Source organism: Desulfomonile tiedjei, assembly GCA_016212925.1.
Classification (GTDB): Bacteria; Desulfobacterota; Desulfomonilia; order Desulfomonilales; family Desulfomonilaceae; genus JACRDF01.
This window is the reverse complement of the sequence record JACRDF010000047.1, coordinates 1-21,410: the sequence shown is the minus strand read 5'-3', so window position 1 is coordinate 21,410 and position 21,410 is coordinate 1. Positions and strand designations below refer to the sequence as shown.

16 protein-coding genes are annotated in these 21,410 nt (G+C 53.5%); 9 read left to right on the top strand and 7 right to left on the bottom strand.

Annotated elements, in window-relative coordinates; all coding sequences use genetic code 11:
- The first annotated feature begins 9 nt into the window (after positions 1–9).
- From HY913_19045 to HY913_19010, 8 genes are all read left to right on the top strand, one after another.
- On the top strand, positions 10–624 hold the full coding sequence (locus HY913_19045; GenBank protein ID MBI4965381.1) for an archaemetzincin family Zn-dependent metalloprotease: 615 nt from the start codon (positions 10–12) through the stop codon (positions 622–624).
- Positions 625–1,046: 422 nt separating this feature from the next.
- The gene (locus tag HY913_19040) at positions 1,047–1,262 is read left to right on the top strand and encodes a hypothetical protein (GenBank protein ID MBI4965380.1); all 216 of its coding nucleotides are present in this window, start codon (positions 1,047–1,049) and stop codon (positions 1,260–1,262) included.
- Between the two features lie 231 nt (positions 1,263–1,493).
- Complete coding sequence (locus tag HY913_19035; protein MBI4965379.1) at positions 1,494–2,081, top strand: sigma-70 family RNA polymerase sigma factor; 588 nt, start codon at positions 1,494–1,496, stop codon at positions 2,079–2,081.
- A 17-nt stretch (positions 2,082–2,098) separates the two neighbouring features.
- Positions 2,099–3,100, top strand: coding sequence for a zf-HC2 domain-containing protein (locus tag HY913_19030; protein ID MBI4965378.1), 1,002 nt, complete (start codon positions 2,099–2,101; stop codon positions 3,098–3,100).
- Between the two features lie 346 nt (positions 3,101–3,446).
- On the top strand, positions 3,447–5,759 hold the full coding sequence (locus tag HY913_19025) for an ankyrin repeat domain-containing protein (protein ID MBI4965377.1): 2,313 nt from the start codon (positions 3,447–3,449) through the stop codon (positions 5,757–5,759).
- Positions 5,760–5,783: 24 nt separating this feature from the next.
- Complete coding sequence (locus tag HY913_19020) at positions 5,784–6,287, top strand: acyl-CoA thioesterase (GenBank protein ID MBI4965376.1); 504 nt, start codon at positions 5,784–5,786, stop codon at positions 6,285–6,287.
- An 836-nt stretch (positions 6,288–7,123) separates the two neighbouring features.
- Positions 7,124–8,902: a hypothetical protein gene (locus HY913_19015; protein MBI4965375.1), complete on the top strand. Its 1,779-nt coding sequence runs from the start codon at positions 7,124–7,126 to the stop codon at positions 8,900–8,902.
- Positions 8,903–8,941: 39 nt separating this feature from the next.
- Entirely contained in the window at positions 8,942–9,265 is a 324-nt protein-coding gene (locus HY913_19010; protein MBI4965374.1) for a hypothetical protein, read from the top strand.
- Between the two features lie 210 nt (positions 9,266–9,475).
- Here HY913_19010 and HY913_19005 read toward each other — a convergent pair whose 3' ends face one another.
- The 4 genes from HY913_19005 to HY913_18990 all read right to left on the bottom strand — a co-directional run bounded on the left by HY913_19005 (position 9,476) and on the right by HY913_18990 (position 14,819).
- Positions 9,476–9,682 (bottom strand): hypothetical protein, encoded by a 207-nt coding sequence (locus HY913_19005; GenBank protein ID MBI4965373.1) that lies wholly within the window; start codon positions 9,680–9,682, stop codon positions 9,476–9,478.
- An 80-nt stretch (positions 9,683–9,762) separates the two neighbouring features.
- Entirely contained in the window at positions 9,763–12,960 is a 3,198-nt protein-coding gene (locus tag HY913_19000; GenBank protein MBI4965372.1) for a CusA/CzcA family heavy metal efflux RND transporter, read from the bottom strand.
- A gap of 9 nt (positions 12,961–12,969) precedes the next feature.
- Positions 12,970–14,499 carry an efflux RND transporter periplasmic adaptor subunit gene (locus HY913_18995; GenBank protein MBI4965371.1) on the bottom strand — a complete coding sequence of 510 codons (1,530 nt, stop codon included), beginning with the start codon at positions 14,497–14,499 and terminating at the stop codon, positions 12,970–12,972.
- A 68-nt stretch (positions 14,500–14,567) separates the two neighbouring features.
- Positions 14,568–14,819, bottom strand: coding sequence for a hypothetical protein (locus tag HY913_18990; protein MBI4965370.1), 252 nt, complete (start codon positions 14,817–14,819; stop codon positions 14,568–14,570).
- A 1,344-nt stretch (positions 14,820–16,163) separates the two neighbouring features.
- On the opposite strand from HY913_18990, the gene feoB reads away from it, so the two are divergent.
- Positions 16,164–18,545, top strand: coding sequence for a ferrous iron transport protein B (gene feoB / locus HY913_18985; protein MBI4965369.1), 2,382 nt, complete (start codon positions 16,164–16,166; stop codon positions 18,543–18,545).
- 188 nt (positions 18,546–18,733) lie between these two features.
- Here the strand turns inward: feoB and HY913_18980 are convergent, their stop codons facing one another.
- From HY913_18980 to HY913_18970, 3 genes are all read right to left on the bottom strand, one after another.
- On the bottom strand, positions 18,734–20,395 hold the full coding sequence (locus HY913_18980; protein ID MBI4965368.1) for a methylmalonyl-CoA mutase family protein: 1,662 nt from the start codon (positions 20,393–20,395) through the stop codon (positions 18,734–18,736).
- Positions 20,396–20,529: 134 nt separating this feature from the next.
- Positions 20,530–20,742 (bottom strand): acetyl-CoA carboxylase biotin carboxyl carrier protein subunit, encoded by a 213-nt coding sequence (locus tag HY913_18975; GenBank protein MBI4965367.1) that lies wholly within the window; start codon positions 20,740–20,742, stop codon positions 20,530–20,532.
- A 149-nt stretch (positions 20,743–20,891) separates the two neighbouring features.
- Positions 20,892–21,287 (bottom strand): cobalamin B12-binding domain-containing protein, encoded by a 396-nt coding sequence (locus HY913_18970; protein MBI4965366.1) that lies wholly within the window; start codon positions 21,285–21,287, stop codon positions 20,892–20,894.
- Between the last annotated feature and the right edge of the window lie 123 nt (positions 21,288–21,410).

Sequence of the window (21,410 nt, the reverse complement as noted above, 5' to 3'; positions counted from 1 at the left end):
ACCCGCTGAATGATTGAACACGAGAAAAAACCAGAGCCGCGCACTCCCGGAAAGGCAATCATTGCAGTTTTGCCTCTGGGCAGGGTTCGAGAGGATATTCTACGCGTAGTGGCGGACGGTCTCCAGGGTATCCTGCGCCTTCCGGTAGATCTACGTGATCCCATCGCGGTTCCTGAAGACGCTTTTATGGAATCGCGCAACCAGTACAATGCAATGGCTCTCATAAAGTACCTGGACCGGGAGTTGTCTCATAACAGCCTAAAGATACTGGGAATAACCGCAAACGATATCTGCAATCCTATTCTGACATATGTATTTGGCGAGGCCTACATGGGCGGCCGGTCGGCTGTTATGTCTTCGGCTCGACTGAAGGCGGGTCTACTTGGGGAACCGGTCTCCCGTGAACAGTTCCTCGATCGAGTAGTAAAGGTGGCTATTCATGAGATAGGCCACACGTTTAACCTTCGCCATTGCCACACGGACCGGTGCGTCATGCGCGCGTCCAACACCCTCCTGGAACTGGATGAGAAACTCAACTACCTCTGCGACTATTGCGAGATCTTTCTGTTCGATTCGTTGAGAGAAGCGTTGAAGGATCCCGAGGTGGCCGATGGATCCGTGTGACGGAGCGTAGCACTGCTCTCGATCAGTGGAAACCTCTGTTGCGCGTGGGGCGCGCCCTACCCATCGTAATCGAAGGGTTCCGGCGATGGGGCGGCCCCTTGATAGACCGTGGGATTCCTGTCCATCCCTTCTCTGGGTGACTTCCTCATATGTCCGGGTGCGCGGAACCGGTAAAGGATTCGGGCACGCGATATACCACCTCCCCGCAAACGAATGGCTGCATACGCCTGCCCCGTTCAGTCATGAGTTGCGAACGAATGCCCTTGCCAGGACAAGACCTCCAGGTGCTTTTTCATTTTTTTGTCATTTTTGATGTCAGGTTTTTTCACCCGCTGCGAATTGTTGGATAGGCCGGCTGAAAAAGGCCGCCAAACAGCCGAGACAGGCTGTTCAGCTTCACGGCAATACTTAGGAGGCTTCAGATGAAAACTTTGTTGGTGGTACTCACGCTGGTAGCTTTCGCTTTGGCGGCTCCCCTGGCAATGGCCGCTGATCAACCCCCTGCGGCAAAGCCCGGTGGCGAAAAGCCCATGGTCATCAATTGCTGCAAAGACGGTAAATGCTCTCAGGTGAAGGCCGAGGCGGACTGTACCAAGGGCGGAGGAAAGGTCGTCAAAGACTGCAAGGACTGCAAGTAACCCCTGACCGACCGCTTCCCCAAACGCCAGGGGCCGGACTTCGCACGCCCCTGGCGTTTTTTCTTCAGAAGCGCGGGGCAGGCTTTCCGACACAAAGGGGCTTGCTTTGCAGATTCTCCAAGGCCGTTGGCGGCAAACCGATTTGGGTCGAGGCACACTGTTTTTCCGGTGGATCGGATGCTAATATGAAATCCGCATCGAACGTCGGCATTCACCGGGAGACCCTCTGGCATGGACAAGAGAAGCGAAAACAAGGACTACCTGCTGGTGCAGGAGTGCTTGCGCGGCTCCGAAGAAGCATGGAACGAGTTTTACTCCCGATTCATAGGACTGATGAGGAGCGTAGTAAGGCGACGTCTGAACCTTTCTAGCTCAGACGTTCAAGACATTACTCAGTCGGCTTTTCTCGAGCTTACGACCGCTTTGCGTAATTACGATTCGGAGCAGCCTTTACGGACTTTCGTTTGCCTGGTGACTGAAAGGGTGCTGATAGACGAATATAGGAAGAGAAAAGCTGCAAAAAGAAGCGCCGACACCCAGAGCGTCGAGCACCACGACAACGACGGGGAAGGGACCACAATGGTCCCCTCGGATCTGGCCGGGCAAGACGAGGAGATGGAAAAGGCCGAACTTGCATCGCATCTCAGAACGGCCCTGCGGGAGCTGGATGAGAAATGCCGAGAACTGATAACCCTCAGGTACTACAATGAGCTTCCCTTCAGCGAGATCGCGAGCATGCTCGACGCGACGGAAAATACTGTAACGGTGAGAATAAGACGCTGCTTGGATAAATTAAGAGGCATCTACGGCGGTCTTTAACTCAAAGGAATCGGACGGTGAGCAACTCAAACACAAAAACTTCCTCCGAACACTGCGATGAGCTTCTGCTCCCGTACGTAGAGGACCTACTGGCCCCTGAACAAAGGCGGATCGTCCAGGAGCACGTGGATCATTGCTCCAGGTGCTCTAAAGAGGTCGAGGGCCTGCGAGCCATAATTGCATCTTTGAGAGACAACAAGCAGGCATTCTGCCCGGAAGCATGGGACATATACGAAGCTGTCCGGAGTGGCGCCGCGGCTCAGGCATCTCTGTCGGTTCATCTCAAGCAATGTCCTCGTTGTTTCGAGGAATTTCAGTCATATACTGCGACCGCGGAGGCCATGCCACCACAACTTCTGGCCAAGGTAAAAGAACGCCTTGAGCGATCCCCCGTTTCCGAAAAAGCTGAGGCACCGGAGAAAAAACCTTTCAAGCTTTGGGAGTGGATTACAGAGCACTTTAGAAGGCCGGCGTTCGGAGTTGCCGCGGCAGTGGCAGCGATCCTCATCGTGGTGCTCATCTATCCTCGCGAGCAAATGGAATATATGGTCGGGCTCAGCTCTGTGGCTTGGGAAAACGTTCCAAGGCCTAAGACAGGCGTTGAATCCACCGGACAGCGCTCCGCGGTCTTGATGTTCTTCAGGAACTTCAAAGAGCCGTTGTCGAGGGACAAGGTCGATACTCTTTACCAGGCCCTCGAACCCTCCATCGAGGTCAACGAACGATTCGACGTAATACCGCCGGCAACTCTGACGAAGGCCATCAAACGTGGAAAAGTCGATCCCTTCAACAGAGAAAAACTGCTGGAAAATCTTAACGACGAATTTGATGTGACAACAGCAGTTCTTGTTACCGTGGAGCCTGCTGCTCGAGGGTTTGATGTCACCTGCAATCTCGCTCGCGCGCCGGAGGGAACAATGTTGAAGGACAAAATAGTAAGGGGTGTGAGCGAGGCTCAGCTTGCTCCAACGGTTCGCGACGCTGTCTGGGAGCTTTTGCTAGGCCCTGAAGCAAAATAGCCCGGAATCTAAACCGTGTTTGGACGCTTCTTCACGGTGGGGAAATTTGCGTAAAACAAGGAACTCCTACGTATTGCCGGTGTCGAAAGGACCAAAGCGTGGACCTGTGATGCTCTGGTCTGCGATTTGACTTATCCGGAAAATTAGAGCCGCCGAAAGGCAATACTCTCCTTATGATAGCTGCGCAGCGCATTGAATCTTGGCGCAATGTCCCCACGTGGCACACTATCTTGCGGTGCGATGTGAAGGATTGCCTGATGCTTCGCTTGCCTGTTGTCAACACACCCTTCGCGTTTCAATTATCCCGATACAATTCTATAAGCCGTCCGCAGGGAGGGAGACGCCCATGCTGAACCAGCGCGTCCTACGGAATCAAGGTCTAAAAGGGTTTTACAAGATACGACTGGTACGGGTGGCCTGGAAACTTGCTGTCGCGGTGGCTCTGTCGCATTTGCTGCTGCTCCAGGTGGTCGCCGCGGAAACGGCCAAAGCAGAGCCCAAAGCCCCTGTCAAATTCAAAGAAGCCAACTTGGCCTTGGGTGGGGGAAATCTGTACGCCCTTATGGTAGGTGTATCCAAATACAAAGACCCGAAGATTCCCAAGCTTCTTCTTGCAGACAAAGACACCAAGGCCTTCGGCGAATTTCTTGAGACCCAGAATAAGGTTTTCAAGGAAACCAAGGTTACCTACTTGATCAACGAGAAGGCCACAAAGTCGGAAATTGAGAAGTATCTGTATTATACGTTGCCCAAGGCCGGAAAGGACGACACTGTCATTCTTTATTTCAGCGGCCATGGGGCCCGCGACCCAATGAGTTCCACGGATTTCCTGTTCCTGTCGCATGATTCGGAGCCGGATTTTCTTGGAACTACAGCCGTCAAGATGAGCGGGCTGGATTTTCTCAAACGGATAAGCGCTGAGAGGGTCCTCATAATAGCAGACGCGTGCCACTCGGGAGGGTTTTCTGAAATGAAGCCGAAAGGGCTGGCACCGGTGGAACTATTCGTTCAAGAAGTCAAAAAGTCCACGGGAAAGGTGGTCATTCATTCGACCAAGGACGAACAGTTGTCGTGGGAGGTGCCAAACCTCAAGAACAGCGTATTTACGCATTACCTGATCGAAGGCTTGAAAGGTAACGCGGACAAGGACCGGGACGGAGTAGTGACTCTTAGCGAAGCATACGAGTACTTGGACGCCCACACCAGGGAAGCGACCAAGGGGCATCAGCACCCTCAATGGGAAGGAAAGGTTTCCGGCGCGTTCCCGCTTTCCTTCGTGGGATCGGCCGTGCCCATATCCGAATTAAGAAAAGGTCTTCTGGACATGGCCAAGGCAGGAAACGCCTCGAAGGTTGAACAAACCCTGAATACCGGGGCCGATGTCGACTCGCGGGACGAAGAAAACGACACCCCACTGATTGTAGCTTCCAGGTTCGGACACGATCAAACCGTGCGAATTCTTCTCGGGAAAGGTGCGGATGTAGGGGCTACCAACAATTCCCGGGCCGATTCGGTATCGGCCGCTGCACAAGGTGGGTATGTCAAGGTGCTGAGGCTGCTGGTGGACGCAGGCGCAGCAGTAGACACCAGAAATGCCGATGGTTTGACGCCGCTGGCCCTTGCCTCACTGGGGGGCCATTTGGACGCTGTCAAGCTCCTTTTGGACGAGGGCGCGGATGTCAAAGCGCGCGGCAATGCCGGAGAAACGGCTTTGATTCTGGCCGCATCCAAAGGCCGGACCAAAGTGGTGAAGGCCCTGCTGAAGTGGGGAGCGGAGGTCAACGCTACTGACCTCCATAGCGGAACAGCTCTTAGCTATGCCGCTTTGAACGGGTACACGGATATCGTCAGTCTCCTCCTTGCAAAAAACGCGAAGATCAAGATGAAACGAGGCGGGTACCTGGAACACGATGTGGTGGTTTCCGCGCTTCGGGGAGATATTGAGCGATTAAAGGAACTCTTGGCTCTGGGCGGGCAGACAAATTTTGAAACACAGTCAGGGGAGTCCGCACTTATTTTTGCGTGCGGGCTTGGACACGACAAGGTGGTTCGGCTTCTCCTCTCCCGCGGGTCCGGTGCCAATTTTGTAGGCCCCAACGGAACCACGGCCCTCATGCTCGCTGCGGCATCGGGAAACACCGAGATTTTGCGCCTTCTGCTGGAGGCTGGAGCATATGTGGAGGCTGGGGACAAGAACGGAGCTACCGCCCTGGTGCTGGCGGCGAGGAACGGTCATGCCGAGGCGGTGAGGCTTTTGTCATCCCAAACAGACACAAGGCAGATCAATGATAATCGGGGCGAAGCTTTAATCGCGGCAGCGGGAAACGGGTACACCGAGGTGGTAAAGGCCTTGTTGGCTACCAAGGCCAATGTGAATGCAAAGGACAAACAGGGGAATACCAGCTTGATCTGCGCGTCCCGAAACGGCCACAAGGACGTGGTAAAGCTACTTCTGGAAAAGGCCGCGGACACTAACGCGAAAAACAGTCAGCAGGCCAATGCACTGATGCTGGCCGCCAGGAACGGCCACAAAGGGATAGTTAAGCAATTGCTGGCAGCGGGAGCGGACTCCGCTGCGGAAGACTGGGAAGGGAAAACGGCCCTCATGATAGCGTCCGAGAAGGGCCTAACGGACATTGCTGAGATGCTTAAACGCTAAATGGGGATTCCCGGGGCAAATAGGATGAAAAGCAAAACCGTTAAAGAGACTGCGTGCGTCATGGCCCACCAGATGCTGCCCCAGGACGCGAATCCGGCAGGGAAGGTCCACGGCGGCGTGATCATGAAGCACATTGACACCTGCGGGGGCGCGGTAGCGATCCGACATGCGCGGAGTATTGCCGTCACTGCGTCCATAGACAGGCTGGATTTTCACTATCCGGTCCTCGTGGGCGATCTGCTTATCCTCAAGGCAAGCTTGAACATGGTTGGGAGGACATCCATGGAGGTCGGTGTACGCGTAGAGACTGAAAACCTCATCACAGGCGAGGTCCGCCATACCGCCTCCGCGTATTTGACTTTTGTAGCTCTAGATAAACAGGGGAGACCTGCTCCTGTCCCGGATCTTGTTTTGGAGTCGGAAGACGACTTCCGCCGTAATCGTGAAGCGACGGATAGAAGGGCCAGGCGCCTTGCCGAAAGAGCGCAAGAAAAGAAATCCGCGGAACAAAGCCACAGAAAATCCTAAAAGGACATCCCTCGACTATAGCTTTCCGGCTCTATAACGGTTGCCACTAATTTAGCCCTGTGCGCGGCCCGCGTTCCAAGAAGCCCCGTAGGGCCCAGAGCCTGCCCCGGACCGCGATCCGGGGTCTCTGCCGGGCCTAACTAGTTGATGTGTATGTGCAAAATGTGCCGGCACGGAGGCCGGCACCTACAGAACCGGGCCGCCATTCTTGGCGTTTCGCGGCCTTTATACCTGTTCTCGAAAGTAATCACGGATTGGCTGGGGAGCGCCTCTTTCGGCTCGAACTTGACCATCCTCGTAATTTGCGGCGGCCAATAGGCCGCCCTACATTTGCCGTCCCAGGCTTGGTCTCATCCCCCGTAGGGCGGCCTATTGGCCGCCGTTGACCCAACCAACACTGAAGCTTCATTCCGCGAAACCTTTTGAGAATCACTTTAGGCCTCCGAGCGCCCGCTTGTTCCGGGTCTCGTGGCCAAACGACATTATCCTTGACAGGCATTGTAATACCTTGTATTACAGGATCGTCTCAAATAGTACAGCGCAGCTAGAAGCAAAATCAATACCTCCCTCCATCTATTCTTGCGACGAGGGGGAGAAAAAACTCTTGACAGGTAGCGCGATTTTAGTTAGACGTGACTAACTACTATCGAGTGCTCTTACAAATCGGGTTGATTGATCAGGTAACGGGCAGACAGATTTAAAGGGAATCTCCTCTGGCTCTGTGATAATCTGTGAGAATCCGGCCTGTTTGTAAATCCAATTTGTTGTTGGTTAAGCCCTGGCCATCGTCAGCTCGGACGATGAGGACACGGGGCGTGATAAGGAGGAAAACTAAAATGCGAGCGACCGGGTCTTTAATTTTGGTGACTGCTTTGAGCCTATGCTTCGTCTTGATGGCGCTGCCGGTCTTCGCGTGGGAGTTTCAGTTGGCCGGTGCATTTAATTGGACCTACCAGTGGTACAACCAGCGCGGAACACAAGGATTCTTCGGTCCGTACAACGTGGACAATGGTGCGGGCACGAGAACCGCCAATCTCAACTTCTGGAACGGCGGTCAGTTCGACACCAACATCACCACCAGTGCAGATGCAGGGTGGTCATGGTTCAATGTAGAGTTTTTGCCTCAGATCAAGGTCAACGAGGCGCTGAGATTTCAGGGCAAGTATCGCATTGGCTTGTACGGACAGCCACAGACCCCGAATTATATCACCCAAAACGCTCCCGGACTCAATAACGCGTTTAGTGAGGGTCAGTGGACCCTCTTTTGGGCCACGGTGAACACCCCCGTGGGAGTTGTGGCGATTGGCAAGAGGCGCTGGGCGTTCGGCACCGGGCTCCAGTACGATGGAGCAGGGATGGCTACGACTGAATCTCTTCTTCTCGCGGCGCCATACGGTCCTCTTGATATCGGTATTGGCTTCTATCCGTACCGCTTCGCTGGGAGTTCCACCATCGGATACGGTGATCCCTACAATCTCCCGACATATGTGACGGGATTAGGATTTTTTGTTCCCGGCCAATATTTCAGCGTGGCAGATAGGAGCGGGTCATTCTCCAAGGATGTCCTCGCATTCGTGAACTATTTTAGCGGTCCTGTTAACGCTGGAGTCGTCGCTGCGTACGGGAGCTATCACATCGGTCCCGAGGCAGTGCTGGTGGACTCCTCTGATCCTTTGGCATCTCCTCCCCCGTGGGCTCTCGACTCGAATCTCTTCCACGGCTGCGCGTACGTTAAGTACAACAATGGCCGGTTATTCTTCAACGCGGAGGCGGCCTGGCTCTATTGGACCGACCGGTACCTTCTGACGACCCCGGTTCCGATTCCGCCGCCCTTTGGTTTGGTTGCGCCCTTTGGTTTGCCTCTTTCGAATTCGGCCGCGATGTATGGTCTTCCCAATAACCGTTACGTAGAGCAGTGGAAATACATGGTTGAAACAGGCTTAGTCGCCGGTCCAGTCAAGGTGAGCCTCTTGAGCGCCTATGCACCTGGGCCTGATCGTCGGGCCGGTGGTTTCATCGATAGGCAGGCCGCCGCGTTCGTCAGACACGACGTATTTGACCGACATCTCGCGAGTTTCAGCGTGATCAGGCCGTACGGCTACATATTAGGCTCCGATTACGGGTTCGGCCTCAACGCGTACAACTTGGCGGGAGATCAAGGATTTTTGAGAGACGCATTCGTTTTGGGGGCTCGAATGGATTACGCTGTCGCAGCGAACTTGAACGTGTACGGCAGCTTTTTTTGGGCGAGGAGAACCTCTGACGGATATAGCTGGGGTTGCCTCGGCCCCAATGAGGCTGGCTTCAATGACGTCATAATTAACGGCAACGTGGATTTTACCAATTTAAACCGTTACCCCGCCTCACCCAATATTCCCGACAGAGAACTCGGTTACGAGATCGACTGTGGAGCTGACTGGAAACTTCTGGAAGGCTGGACCGCGACAATAGTTCTCGGCTACTGGCAGCCGGGGAAATGGTTCAGCTACGCTTGCATCGACAGATCCGTTCCGGGATGGAATGCTGGTACGGCTGGAAATAACTTTGGTACCCGTCCAGGCCGTACTATCGACCCGGTGATCGGCGGGGAATTCTCTATGCAATTGACATTCTGAAAACCCGTGACTGTGCGACTTCGATAAGGAGATTTAATCATGCAGAACCAAGTGAAATTCTTGCTCGGCGTCCTATTGATCACTGCTCTCTCTTTGTTTTTGATTTCGGATCGGGGCACGTCGGGACCGCAGAATATCACGAGCTATGACAAAGCGGCTCTCCAAGGACGGTACCACGAATCTGAAATCGTTCTCCCGAATGGGGTCCTGAATCCTGACGGCAGCGGAAATTGGCTTCTCGTGGCCAAGAAAGACGATGACAACAACGGCCGCGAGGCCGAAGAAGACGAAGAAGAAAAGGACGCCAAGGACAGCGACGCTGGAGGTTTTGACCGCCGATGGGACGTGGCTTGCTGCGGCTAGAACCTCCCGAGGGCTTCCGAGCGAAATGTCCTCGGGACTTGGCAAAGCTCGGATAGCAGAGACGTTTCAAGAGGCTCGATGCTCTGCCCTTCTTGCATCAGATGACGGTTTGTGACCATGTCTAGGAGAAAGCGTTGCAGCAACACAGAATCCTTGCCACGCCTTCTCCTGGGCCTTGAAACGGCTTATCTGAAATGACGACCTAGTGATCTACTTACACTCCTTGCAGCTTTTGACCACCTTTCCGCCTTCCTTTTCGCAATCGGCTTTTCCGTGCAGATTATCGCATTTCCCCTTCCCGTGACAACAGAAGACCCTTTCCCCTTTCTGATCCTTGGCTGGTCCGTGCGGAGCTGCGATGAGAGGCGTTAACAGAAACAGCGCTATGGCAAAGATATACAGGAAACCGTTCTTCATGGAACACTCCAAAACTGGGATCGTCCCTCTTGATCGAGTGGACATGAAATTGGCATATTACCCCCCGAGGCAATGGCGCATCAGTCATCACCACTCAATTTCATCACGCTATGTCCTCGTCCTTCCACGAGAGCGTATAGTGCAGGCAATACCATCAGTGTCAAGAGTGTGCTCGAAATCAGACCGCCTATAACCACTGTTGCAAGAGGTTTTTGGACTTCAGCCCCGGTACCGGTCGCAATTGCCATGGGAATGAAACCTACAGATGCCACGAGTGCAGTCATCAGAACAGGGCGCAACCTAGTGAGTGCCCCCTGAATAATCGCTTCTTCCAACGGCTTGCCTTCTTCCCGCAGGTTGTTGATGAATGTGATCATAACAAGCCCGTTTAACACGGCGACCCCAGAAAGGGCAATGAACCCGACAGCCGCGGATATGGAAAGTGGAATATCCCTGATCCACAATGCTGCCAGCCCTCCCGTCAGGGCGAGAGGAACTCCTGTAAAGACCAGGAAGGCGTACCGCAGTGATCCAAATGCGGCAAACAACAATGCGAGGATGAGGAACAACGCCAAGGGAACCACAACTTGAAGACGTTTCGCCGCAGAGATAAGCTGCTCGAATTCTCCACCCCATGTGATCCAATAACCCCCTGGAACCGTGACCTTTTCCCGAACGATCTTCTGAGCTTCTTCCACAAATGAACCAAGGTCTCGGTCTCTGACGTTCGTGGTCACTACAACCCGTCTCTTGCCGTCTTCACGAGTGATCTGATTGGGACCCATGACAACTACCAAATCGGCAACGGACCCCAAGGTGGTATAGAATCTCGGTTTTTTTCTCTCGGGATTGCTCACTGACGATAACATCGGCCCTTCAAACGTTTCATGCTGTGGCAGGGGAATAGGCAACTCTCGCAAAGCCTCGACATCGGTTCGAAGATCTTCTGGGAGACGAACCACTACGTCGAAACGGCGGTCTCCCTCAAAGACCAGTCCCGCTGTCTTTCCGCCGACAGCCATCTCAGCTATCTCCTGGACATCCGAGACGTTGAGGCCATACCTGGCCATCTCTTCGCGCTTCATCTGCACGGTCAACATCGGTAACCCCGAGACCTGTTCCACCTTTACGTGCATGGCCCCAGGGATTCTCTTGACCAGTTCGGCTACCTCCTCAGCCTTATGCAGCATGACTTCCATATCATCACCGAACACCTTGATCGCTACGTCACTGAAAACACCGGCCAACAGATGATTAAATCGCATACGAATCGGCTGACTGAACTCCGAATTGCTGCCAGGAATTTTACCTACCTCTTCCTCAATTTGTTTGACAAGTACCGCTTTGGGGAGGTTTGGATCGGGCCACTCGCTGCGCGGCTTCAGGATAATGGCGTTTTCTCCTGTACCTGGCGGGTGAGGTTCAGTGGCAATCTCCGACGTTCCCACTTTTCCGAACACCATGGCAACTTGCGGAAACGTTTGGAGAAGGTTCTTTTCCACAAGCGACTGCAACTCTATCGTTTGCGTCAAACTCGTATCCGGTATGCGCGACGTGTGAATAGCGACGTCACCTTCGTCAAGAGTGGGGATAAACTCGCTTCCCATACGGGTGGCGGCGAGAGCGCTTATGGCCACGATGACTCCCGCTGCTACGACCACCAATTTCTTGTTATTTAGGACCATTGTGAGGACCGGACGATACAACTGTTTCGTTCTGCGTGTGACGAAGTTTTCTCCGTGAGAGAGTCCACGTGACAGGAATATTGCTACGGCCGACGGGACAAAAGTGAACGAGAGAACAAGCGCGCCGGTCAAGGCTAGGAGAACCGTGAGAGCCATGGGGGTGAACATCTTTCCCTCAACCCCGCTGAGCGCCAGAATCGGAAAATACACAATGATGATGATAAGCTCCCCGAACAGCATCGGTTTGCGTACTTCCTGGGATGCTTTCCAGATGATGTCGATGCGCTCCCCCTGGTTAAGAGTTCTACCATGCTCTTCCTGGGCTTCGGTAAGCTTGCGAGCGCAATTCTCGATAATGACGACTGCGCCGTCCACGATAATGCCGAAATCAATGGCCCCCAGGCTCATAAGGTTGGCACTCAGCTTGTTTATGGCCATGCCGGTGGCCGTAAAGAGCATGGACAGCGGGATGACCAGCGCAGTAATAAATGCCGCTCGGATATTTCCCAGGAACAGGAACAGGATCACTATGACTAGTATCGCCCCTTCCGTTAGGCTCTTGCGCACCGTATCAATGGTGCGGTCAACCAGGCTTGTCCTGTCGTAGACGGCCCGTGCAATAACGCCCTCGGGAAGATATCGGTTAATCTCTTTGAGCTTCTGGGCAGCTCTTTGCGCCACAACTCGGCTGTTCTCACCCATGAGCATGAAAACCGTTCCCAAGACAGTTTCTTCGCCATCTTTCGTTGCTGCGCCCGTTCTGAGTTCCTTCCCAAGCTCGACAGTAGCAATATCCCTCACAAGAATCGGGATACCCCGGACATTCTTCACAATAATTTTCCGAATATCTTCGAGATCGGCCACCTGTCCTGGAGCCCTGACCACATAATAGCCCCCGCTCCTTTCGATATAACCTGCTCCTACATTCGAGTTGTTGGCATTCAGGGATGCTGTAAGGTCGGTAAAGGTCAATCCGTGAGCAATGAGTTTGTACGGATCAGGAGTAACGTGGAATTGCTTTTCATAGCCTCCTATCGTGTTGATGTCGGTCACGCCCGGAGTGTTCCTGAGTTGCGGTCGAATGATCCAGTGCTGGATTGTCCGCAGGTCCATGAGCGTGTATGCCGTTCCATCGGGCTTCTTGGCACCAGGCAAAGCCTCCACCGTCCACATGAAAATCTCGCCCAGACCCGTGGAAATAGGGCCCATAGTTGGCTCAATCCCGGGCGGAAGCTTTCCTTTAATCTCTTGAAGACGTTCGCTGACGAGTTGGCGGGCGAAATACACATTGGTCCCGTCCTCAAATATTGCCGTCACCAGCGTGACCCCATACTGAGATATTGAGCGAGTCCGGACGAGTCCCGGTAGCCCGGCAAGTCCGGTTTCTACGGGATACGTGATTCTCTGTTCCATCTCCAAAGCGGATAATCCAGGCCCTAAAGCGCTGACCTGAACCTGAATGTTGGTGATGTCGGGGACCGCATCAATGTTAATCCTTCCGAGGTTGTACACGCCGAGCGCGGCCATTAGCAGAGTCAGACCGATCATGGTCCATCGTTGCTGAATCGAGAACTTGAGGATTCTTGCTATCATTATGCATTCCTAATGTTCATGGGCTATTCCGGCCTTACCGAGTTCGGCCTTCAGGACGAAGCTATTTCGAGTCACGTATCGCTCGCCAGAGGAGAGACCTTTGCGCACTTCGGTGAGTTTTCCGTCGGTTCTGCCGAGTTCCAGAGGGCGAACTTCGTACTGGTCGTCGTGCTGAAAAAAAACGACTGACCAATTGCGGAAACTCTGGATCGCCTCATTGGGTACGACCACCGGAGCCGTGATTTCCTCACGCACCAAATGAACCTTGACAAATTGTCCCGGCCGCCATCTTCCTTCTGGATTCGGCACCACAACTCGTGCTTTGGCAGTACGACTCTGTTCGCCCACGAGGGGGCCGATGTACGACACCCTTCCGACAGCCTCCAGGTCCGAAACCCCGTTTCGAACGGTTGCTTCCTGACCTATATAGACGGATTCCATGTCCTTCTCATACACGGTGATTTCAACCCAGACTTCGGAAAGGTCGGCGATGGCAAAGATTTCGGCGTCTTCCTTCACCCACTCTCCAGGAGAGAGGTGTTTCCTGACAATAACGCCGTCGAATGCTGCTCGAATGATAAAATGGGTGAGGTTCTTGAGGGACCCATCTGCGAGATCGCTGATGTCTTTCTCCGAAAGCCCCAAAGTCTGGAGCTTGCGGGCGGCCGCAGCCCGTTCAATCTTTTCTTCAAGAAACGCCTTCTGTGTCGTTAGGAATTCTTTTTCTGGAACGACCTGCCTTTCCCACAGGTTTTGGGCTCGTTCAAAGTTGTACTTGGCAAGTTTTTCTCGTTCCAGTGCCACGAGATATCGGCTTCTGGCCTCTCCCAGCTCTCTACTGTCAATTATGGCCAGGATTTCCCCTTCGGTGACCTTGTCTCCCAAGTTCTTTTTTGATTCGAGGACCACCCCTGGCACCCGAGGGACTACGTGCGAAAGCCGATCTTCATTCAGAGCAATCTCACCCGGCAACTGCTTGAGGGATTTGATTTTCCCCGGTCCTGCAATAGCGGATTCGATTCCTATTTTTTGTGCCAGTTCGGGTGGTAAGGCGAGCCGGCCTTCGTACTGTGAGTACTGCCAGTCAAACTTCTGCCTCTTCCATTCGGCGAGGACTTTTATGAAGAAGGAGTGCGGTTCCTCGACTTCCTGTTCGCAGAAGAGGTAACCCGGGCCGGGTTTGAAATGAAACACGGTGAGCCTCCCACCCAGACGCTCCAATTCTATTGATAGCGTCACATCCTGCGGGTCTATGGGTTTGTGATCGTTCGAGGCGTATACCCTGAAATGCGGAGGCGTTCCCTTTTCATAAATCACCAGCTCCAGTTGAAACGGATCTTCTTTCAGTAGTTTCCCACCGTTCGGACCAACATCGGCGGCATGGTCATGACCATGATCCTGATCTTGGCCGTGCCCATGCCCATGACCGTGATCGCCGCTTGACACCACAGCCTTCTTTTCCGTCATGCCTAAGAATACTAATGCGGCTATCCCGACAAGAAGTACCAAGCAGATACCTATGAATTCTCTTTTGAACATGATTCGGTTCCTCAAAGTCATCCCGATCTCGGCGCTCCTCCAAAGAGGGTCAGTTCAACTCCTTATAATTAAGGACACGTACGGCATCCGGGATAGGGAATGCTTTCAGCAGGTCCGTCCTGACCAGGGATGCCACGCAATGATCTCTTAGCTTCCTGTTCGATTTTTTTGAAGTGTTGATCTCGTCTCTTGTTCTCCGCTTGAACCTCTTTCCACTTACGGTCGATGGCCGAACGGTAGTTGGCTCCACCTCTGGCGGAAGCCACCTGCGTTGTAATTAGTAGGCACAGTATCGCTAGAACAGTGATCAGTCCTTTCACGGTGTTCTCCTTATTCTTTTGAAAGCCAGCTTCTGCACGTGGTTTTTCTCAGATAGCAGAATCAACCTGGATTCAGTGTTTCATCTGCCTAGATGCCCCGGATTGCGGGAACGATCCAGAAACATGCAGACTGTAGGTTCTTTGATTTTCTTATGAGACGACGTGCCTTCCTGGGCTGCTCGATCTATCGACACGCGAATATCCTTGCGAGGTCAGGAATCCGAATATCAGCCGTGACCGAAATCTTGTACTGCGGCTCAACCCTTATGCTGCGACATGGGTCTACGAGCACAATCAGCATGGCTCACGCGGCGACCGGTCTCAACGCGAGGCAAGGCTTTCGGCTTACTGAGTTTTCAGTCGCGACAGATGGGAAACCTCGCAATTCTCGGGCGCGTCCAAAGGCCGCGACACAACCCCGAGCAGCGTCAGGCAGCTAATTGGTGGGATCAAATAAGCAGAGAAACCGTGAGGATAGATTCCAGTGCGGGGCTCCGGGCTGAGGCCCGGCTAAGAGTGCAACTTGCGTAGCTGTCAACATGGGGAGATTCAGGTGACCCGTGGACCACTTCGGCCGACGGTGAAAGCCATGTTATCAGACGGCTCGGGTTGGTTGACCTTTGGTGGCTCGCCGCGTGAAAGGCGATTCTCTCTCCTTCGCCGTGCAGTCCCTGTCCGCAGCAATGTCTATGGGACCACGCGAGCTCACTGGGAAGAGGCGACAAGTGGGAAAAGGCTTCATCAGACGGAGAGCCAGCGATCACGTGATCGTGATCTTCATGGGCCACGCCCTCACTGTGGGAATGCCCGGAGCAGCAATGACCCGGAGCGATGAATGCACACGCTGAAAGGGCATAGACCAGCACTGTAATCCAAATCATCAAAGCTTTGCGTGTTCCCAAATGCACGAAAATCGCTCCTTATCTTCTTGGGGCCCAGTCCTGTGTTCGACCTGCATCCAATTTAGCAAGGGTGCCGGGTTTGTCAAGCCCTTGTTCATCGCGGACCCTGCTTCTCCCTTTGTGCAAGCGGTCGGCAGGGGAATTCGGACCGGGCCGAATCTTCTGCATTCCCAAGTTTCACAGAGGAGTGTTTTCATGAAAAAGGTCATGATGGTGCTATCAGCATGTCTTGCGCATGCTTGAACGATCGTTTCCTACGGGTCAATTCCTTCCTCGAATTTACCATGCGCTGTCCTTGTGGCGAAGCGAGGAAAAAAATACTTGACAGGCAGCACGAACTTGATTAGACAGGACTAACTAACATTGGTTGTTCTTAGAAAATATCAGGCCGCGTCAATCTTGATGAGTACACCGGCCTCGGATAATTGAAGGAGGAAGGCTTATGCCTCGAAACAAGTTGACCGTAGCACTGGCGGGCAATCCCAATTCGGGAAAGACCACCATATTCAATGCTCTCACTGGGGCTAGGCAGCATGTGGGGAACTGGCCGGGAGTAACCGTAGAGAAAAAAGAAGGTAGGGTGATTCACGATAGCCACGAGATACAGGTGGTCGACCTCCCCGGAACCTATTCTTTGACAGCCCTGTCCCTGGAAGAAATCATCGCTCGGAACTTCATTGTCGATGGGGGACCCGATGTGGTTGTGGACGTGGTGGACGCCTCCAATCTTGAGCGCAACCTATACCTGACGGTGCAGCTCCTGGAAATGGGGGTAAACGTGGTTCTTGCGCTTAACATGATAGACGTGGCAAAAGGCCGCGGGATCAATATTGACGAGCAACATCTTTCGGAACTGTTGGGCGTGCCAGTGGTTTCGACCAATGGAAAGAAGGAAACAGGGATTCAAGATCTGCTGCAGAAGGCTGTGGATTCTGCCCGTTCGAATGGCAATGTCAGGGGCTTGAAACTGGTTCGGTACGGGGCTGAGGCGGAAGAAGAAATAGGCAAGATCGAAACTAAACTGCATCAAGCGGGAATAGAGGATGAACAGCCGTCCCACCGTTGGGTGGCCCTTAAACTGCTGGAAGGAGACACCGAAATCGGCAGCCAAATCGAAGCGATGATCGGACGCGACGGGGTGTTTCGCCAAGTGGAGGACAGCCGCAAGCATTTGGCCGGTATCATCGGCGATACCCCTGAGACTGCTCTTACCGACGCTCGATACGGCTTCATTTCCGGCGCAATGAAGCAGGCGGTCAAGGTAGACAGCGCCAACCGCGTGCATCTGAGTGACAAAATCGACAAAGTGCTTACCAACAGGCTCTTGGGGCCCATTATTCTGCTACTGGTGCTGTATGGCGTTTACACCTTGACCTTTCAGGGCGGTGATCCTGCTCAGCGAGCTTGCCAGGCTTTCTTTGATTGGACGGCCGGTGTAGCGGCCGACATCATTCCGGAGGGGCTGGTGCAGTCCTTGATCGTAAATGGCCTTATCAAGGGTGTGGGTGGAGTTCTTTCGTTCACTCCTCTGATTGCCCTCATGTTTCTGGCTATCGCTTTCCTCGAGGACACGGGTTACATGGCCAGGATTGCATTTATGATGGACCGGTTGATGCACGCGTTTGGTTTGCACGGCGCATCTATTCTCGCTCTCATGGTTTCCGGCGGCCTTGTTGGGGGATGTGCGGTCCCGGGAGTCATGTCCACGCGCACGATGAGAGAGCCCAAAGAGCGGCTCACCACGATTTTGGTTACGCCGTTGATGAATTGCGGCGCCAAGCTACCTGTATATGCCCTGTTGATCGGTGCCTTTTTCTCCAGTGAAAAGGCGCTCATCATGTTTTATATGACCCTTATCTCATGGGGCATGGTCCTGCTGGCAGGCAGGGTCATTCGTTCAACCATACTGAGTGGACCTTCAGCTCCTTTTGTTTTGGAATTACCACCCTACCGGGTTCCCACGCTCAAGGGCCTGCTTATACACTCGTGGGAGAGGACCTGGATGTACATTAAGAAGGCCGGCACCATCATCCTGGCGGTATCAATCGTTTTGTGGGCACTGATGACGTTTCCGGAACTCCCTGCAGACAAAATGAAAGCCTATGAAGATGGGCAAGCGAAGCTTGTTTCTGATTTCCTCTCCAAGCCGTCGGTTCGGGACACGTTCAAATCTGAAGGAGATCTTGAAGCTTTCGAGAAATTTCAAAAAGAATTCAACAATGGGGCCGGCGCTGATCTTCAAAAGGAAAACCCGGTTTTTTTTAACTTTGCAAAGGACTTGGAAGTTAACAGCAAAAATAAGGACTCTGAAAAGGAAGGAAATACTTCGGTTGCGGGGGCGGCATTGGTTGCAGACTATGCTAAATACACCGATGAAAAAGGAGAAATCGAAAACTGGAAACAGGCGGCAAAGTTAAAAAACTCCGTAGCCGGCCGCCTCGGTGTGGCCCTCGAGTCAATATTCGCGCCCCTGGACTTTGACTGGAAAACCAATATTGCCCTTGTCGGCGGCTTTGCAGCCAAGGAAGTCGTGGTCTCCACCTTGGGCATAGCTTACGGCCTTGGCCAGGTCGACACCAAAGAGGCTGGTAATCTTTCCGATACGCTCAAACAAGATTCCGGATGGAACCCTCTGAAAGCTTTTACTCTCCTGGTTTTCGTGATGCTGTATGCCCCCTGCATAACCACCTTAGTCGTCATAAAAAAGGAGACCGGCACCTGGAGATGGCCTCTGTTCGCGGCTTTGTATACCACTACACTGGCCTATTTCGTTGCGATGTTTGTTAATTCGCTCGGCTCTTTCCTCGGTTGGGGAATAGGTTGATCGCAGAGAGGCCGAGTGATTCCTCTCGTCGCTCCGATTCTTGATCAAACATGCAGCGTTCGAGGAAATGCCGAGAATGATGTCCGATTGCCTATGCGCGTCATTCCGGCGGAGGTCTGCCATTCCCACAGAACTGCAGAGAAATGCTATGTGAAAGCGAATTGTTACTGTCTTGCTTTGCTGATGGATCAGCACTGGGACGCGTGAGTATATTCGCCGAACACCTCCCGCATCACCGCGCAGATCTCACCGAGAGTAACCCTTTTCTTGACCGCCTCCAGGATCGGAGGCACAATGTTTTCCGAACCTTGAGCCGCCTTCTTGAGGTCTCCCAGCGCATTAGCCGCTACGGCTGAGTCTCTGTCAGCCCGTAGCTTTTCGAGACGCTGAATCTGAGTTTGCCTGACCGCGGGATCTACTCTGAGCAGGCCGGATGGCGCAATCCAATCGGTTTGGAAGCGATTCATCCCTACTATAACTTGTTCCCCGGATTCCACGGCTTTTTGGAAACGATACGCTGAATCCTGTATTTCCTGTTCGATATAACCGCATTCCACGGCTCTGACAGCCCCGCCCATTTCATCTATTTTTTCGATGTACTCTAATGCCCGGCGCTCTATTTCATCGGTTAGCGCTTCCACATAGTACGATCCCGCCAATGGGTCAACCGTATCAGGCACCCCTGTTTCATATCCGATGATTTGCTGCGTGCGCAGCGCTATTTGCACGGATTCCGTGCTTGGCAAGGCGAAGGCCTCGTCTCTGGAATTGGTGTGTAGAGATTGAGTCCCTCCGAGCACGGCTGAAAGCGCCTGGAAGGCCACCCTGACCACGTTGTTATCGGGCTGCTGCGCAGTCAAAGTGCACCCTGCCGTTTGCGTATGGAATCGCAGCATCATGGCCCGAGGATTCTTGGCGTGGAAACGTTCCTTCATGATACGGGCCCACATTCTGCGGGCAGCGCGGAATTTGGCGCATTCCTCGAAGAAGTCCTGGTGGGCGTTGAAAAAAAAGCTCAGCCGCTCGCCAAAGCTGTCCACGTCAAGCCCTGCGCTTACCGCGGCCTGAACGTAGGCAATACCATTGGCAAGCGTGAACGCTACTTCCTGGACCGCAGTGGAGCCCGCCTCTCTTATATGATATCCGCTGATGCTTATGGTGTTCCACAGAGGAACGTGCTGATTACAAAAGGCAAAAAGGTCCGTGATTATACGCATCGAGGGCGCTGGAGGAAAGATGTACGTGCCCCTTGCCGGGTATTCCTTGAGTATGTCGTTCTGAATCGTGCCTCTTAGCTTAGCGGCATTCGTGCCCTGCTCTTCGGCCGCGGCAATGTACATGGCCAACAAGATAGACGCAGGCGCGTTTATGGTCATGGAGGTGCTGACCGACGAAAGATCTATGCCTTGGAAGAGCAACTTCAGGTCATCGACGCTGTCTATGGCCACGCCCACTTTTCCTACTTCACCCGCGGCCAATTCAGCGTCGGAGTCGTACCCGATTTGGGTCGGCAGATCGAATGCCACGGATAGTCCTGTCTGGCCCTGTTCAATTAGGTACTTGAACCTTTTGTTGGTCTCCTCGGCACTGCCGAATCCTGCGTACTGACGCATGGTCCACAAACGGCCTCGATACATATTCGGCTGCACTCCGCGAGTGAACGGGTACGAGCCGGGAATACCCAGATCCTGTTCGAGAACGAAGTTCTCCGCGCTCCACGGCCAGTAAACCCTTTGCACGGGCAACTCGGAGACCGTAGAGAATTCGGCCTTCCGTTCGGGCTTCTTGGCTGTTTTTTCCCGGATTTCACTCTCCCATTTGACCGTCTTTTCCTTGAAATCATCCCACACGATTCACCTCCACGCATGAACCTGCCGGTTCCGGACGCGAACGATCAGAGCACCGAAGGGGCATCGCACTTTGAGGCTGCAACATAAGTTTCGATGCCTCCTCACTGAGTTCACAAGGCCTCACCGTCTCACTGCTAACCGACTATGACCAGCACATCCCCAACCTGATATGATTCGCCGACCTTGGCTTTGATCTCTTTAACTGTGCCGCTCTGCGTCGCCACCACGGGGAGTTCCATTTTCATGGCCTCTATGATTACGAGTTCATCGTCTTCGGCCACAGCCTGGCCTACTTCAGCGTTTAGGGCTATAACCTTGCCGTTCATAGGCATGGTAATGTCCGCCATGTTTAAACCTCCTGCAATCAAGCTATTTCATGCCCAGGGTTTTGCCGGAAGAAACCTTGAGAGTATCTTCCCGCAGGCCCCTGGCTCGGAAGCATATTCCCATCCGATCCCGTCGGCCTGACCGCTTGTCGGGTCGCCGGTTCCACAGTTCACTTCTTCAGGTGGGTACGGATGTATTCGACGATGTCGTCGGTTCTGGTGCCGGGCCCGAAGATCTCTTCTATGCCGCACTCCTTCAGGTGGGGGATGTCTTCTTCCGGTACTATACCGCCGCCAAGGATCAATACGTCAATAATGCCGTTGTCCTTGAATGTCTGAGCTATCTTCGGGAAGAGATAATCATGGGCCCCTGAAAGAGAACTCAAGCACAACACGTCCGCGTCTTCCTGTACCACGGTCTTGAGCAAGGCTTCAGGCGTCTGCCTCAATCCCGTGTAAATGACCTCCATGCCCGCGTCCCGCAACGCACGGGCCACCACCTTGGCGCCTCTATCGTGGCCGTCCAACCCCGGCTTCGCTACCACTACCCTTATTCGTTTTTCCATTTTGCATTCCTCAAATTTTTTAGAAGGGAATTTCCGGGGGAAACTTTTTTGTGCAAAAAAGCTTTCCCCCGGACCCCCTTCAAAAAACTCTATAGCATGGCCGGCAGTGCAGCTTCCGCCGAT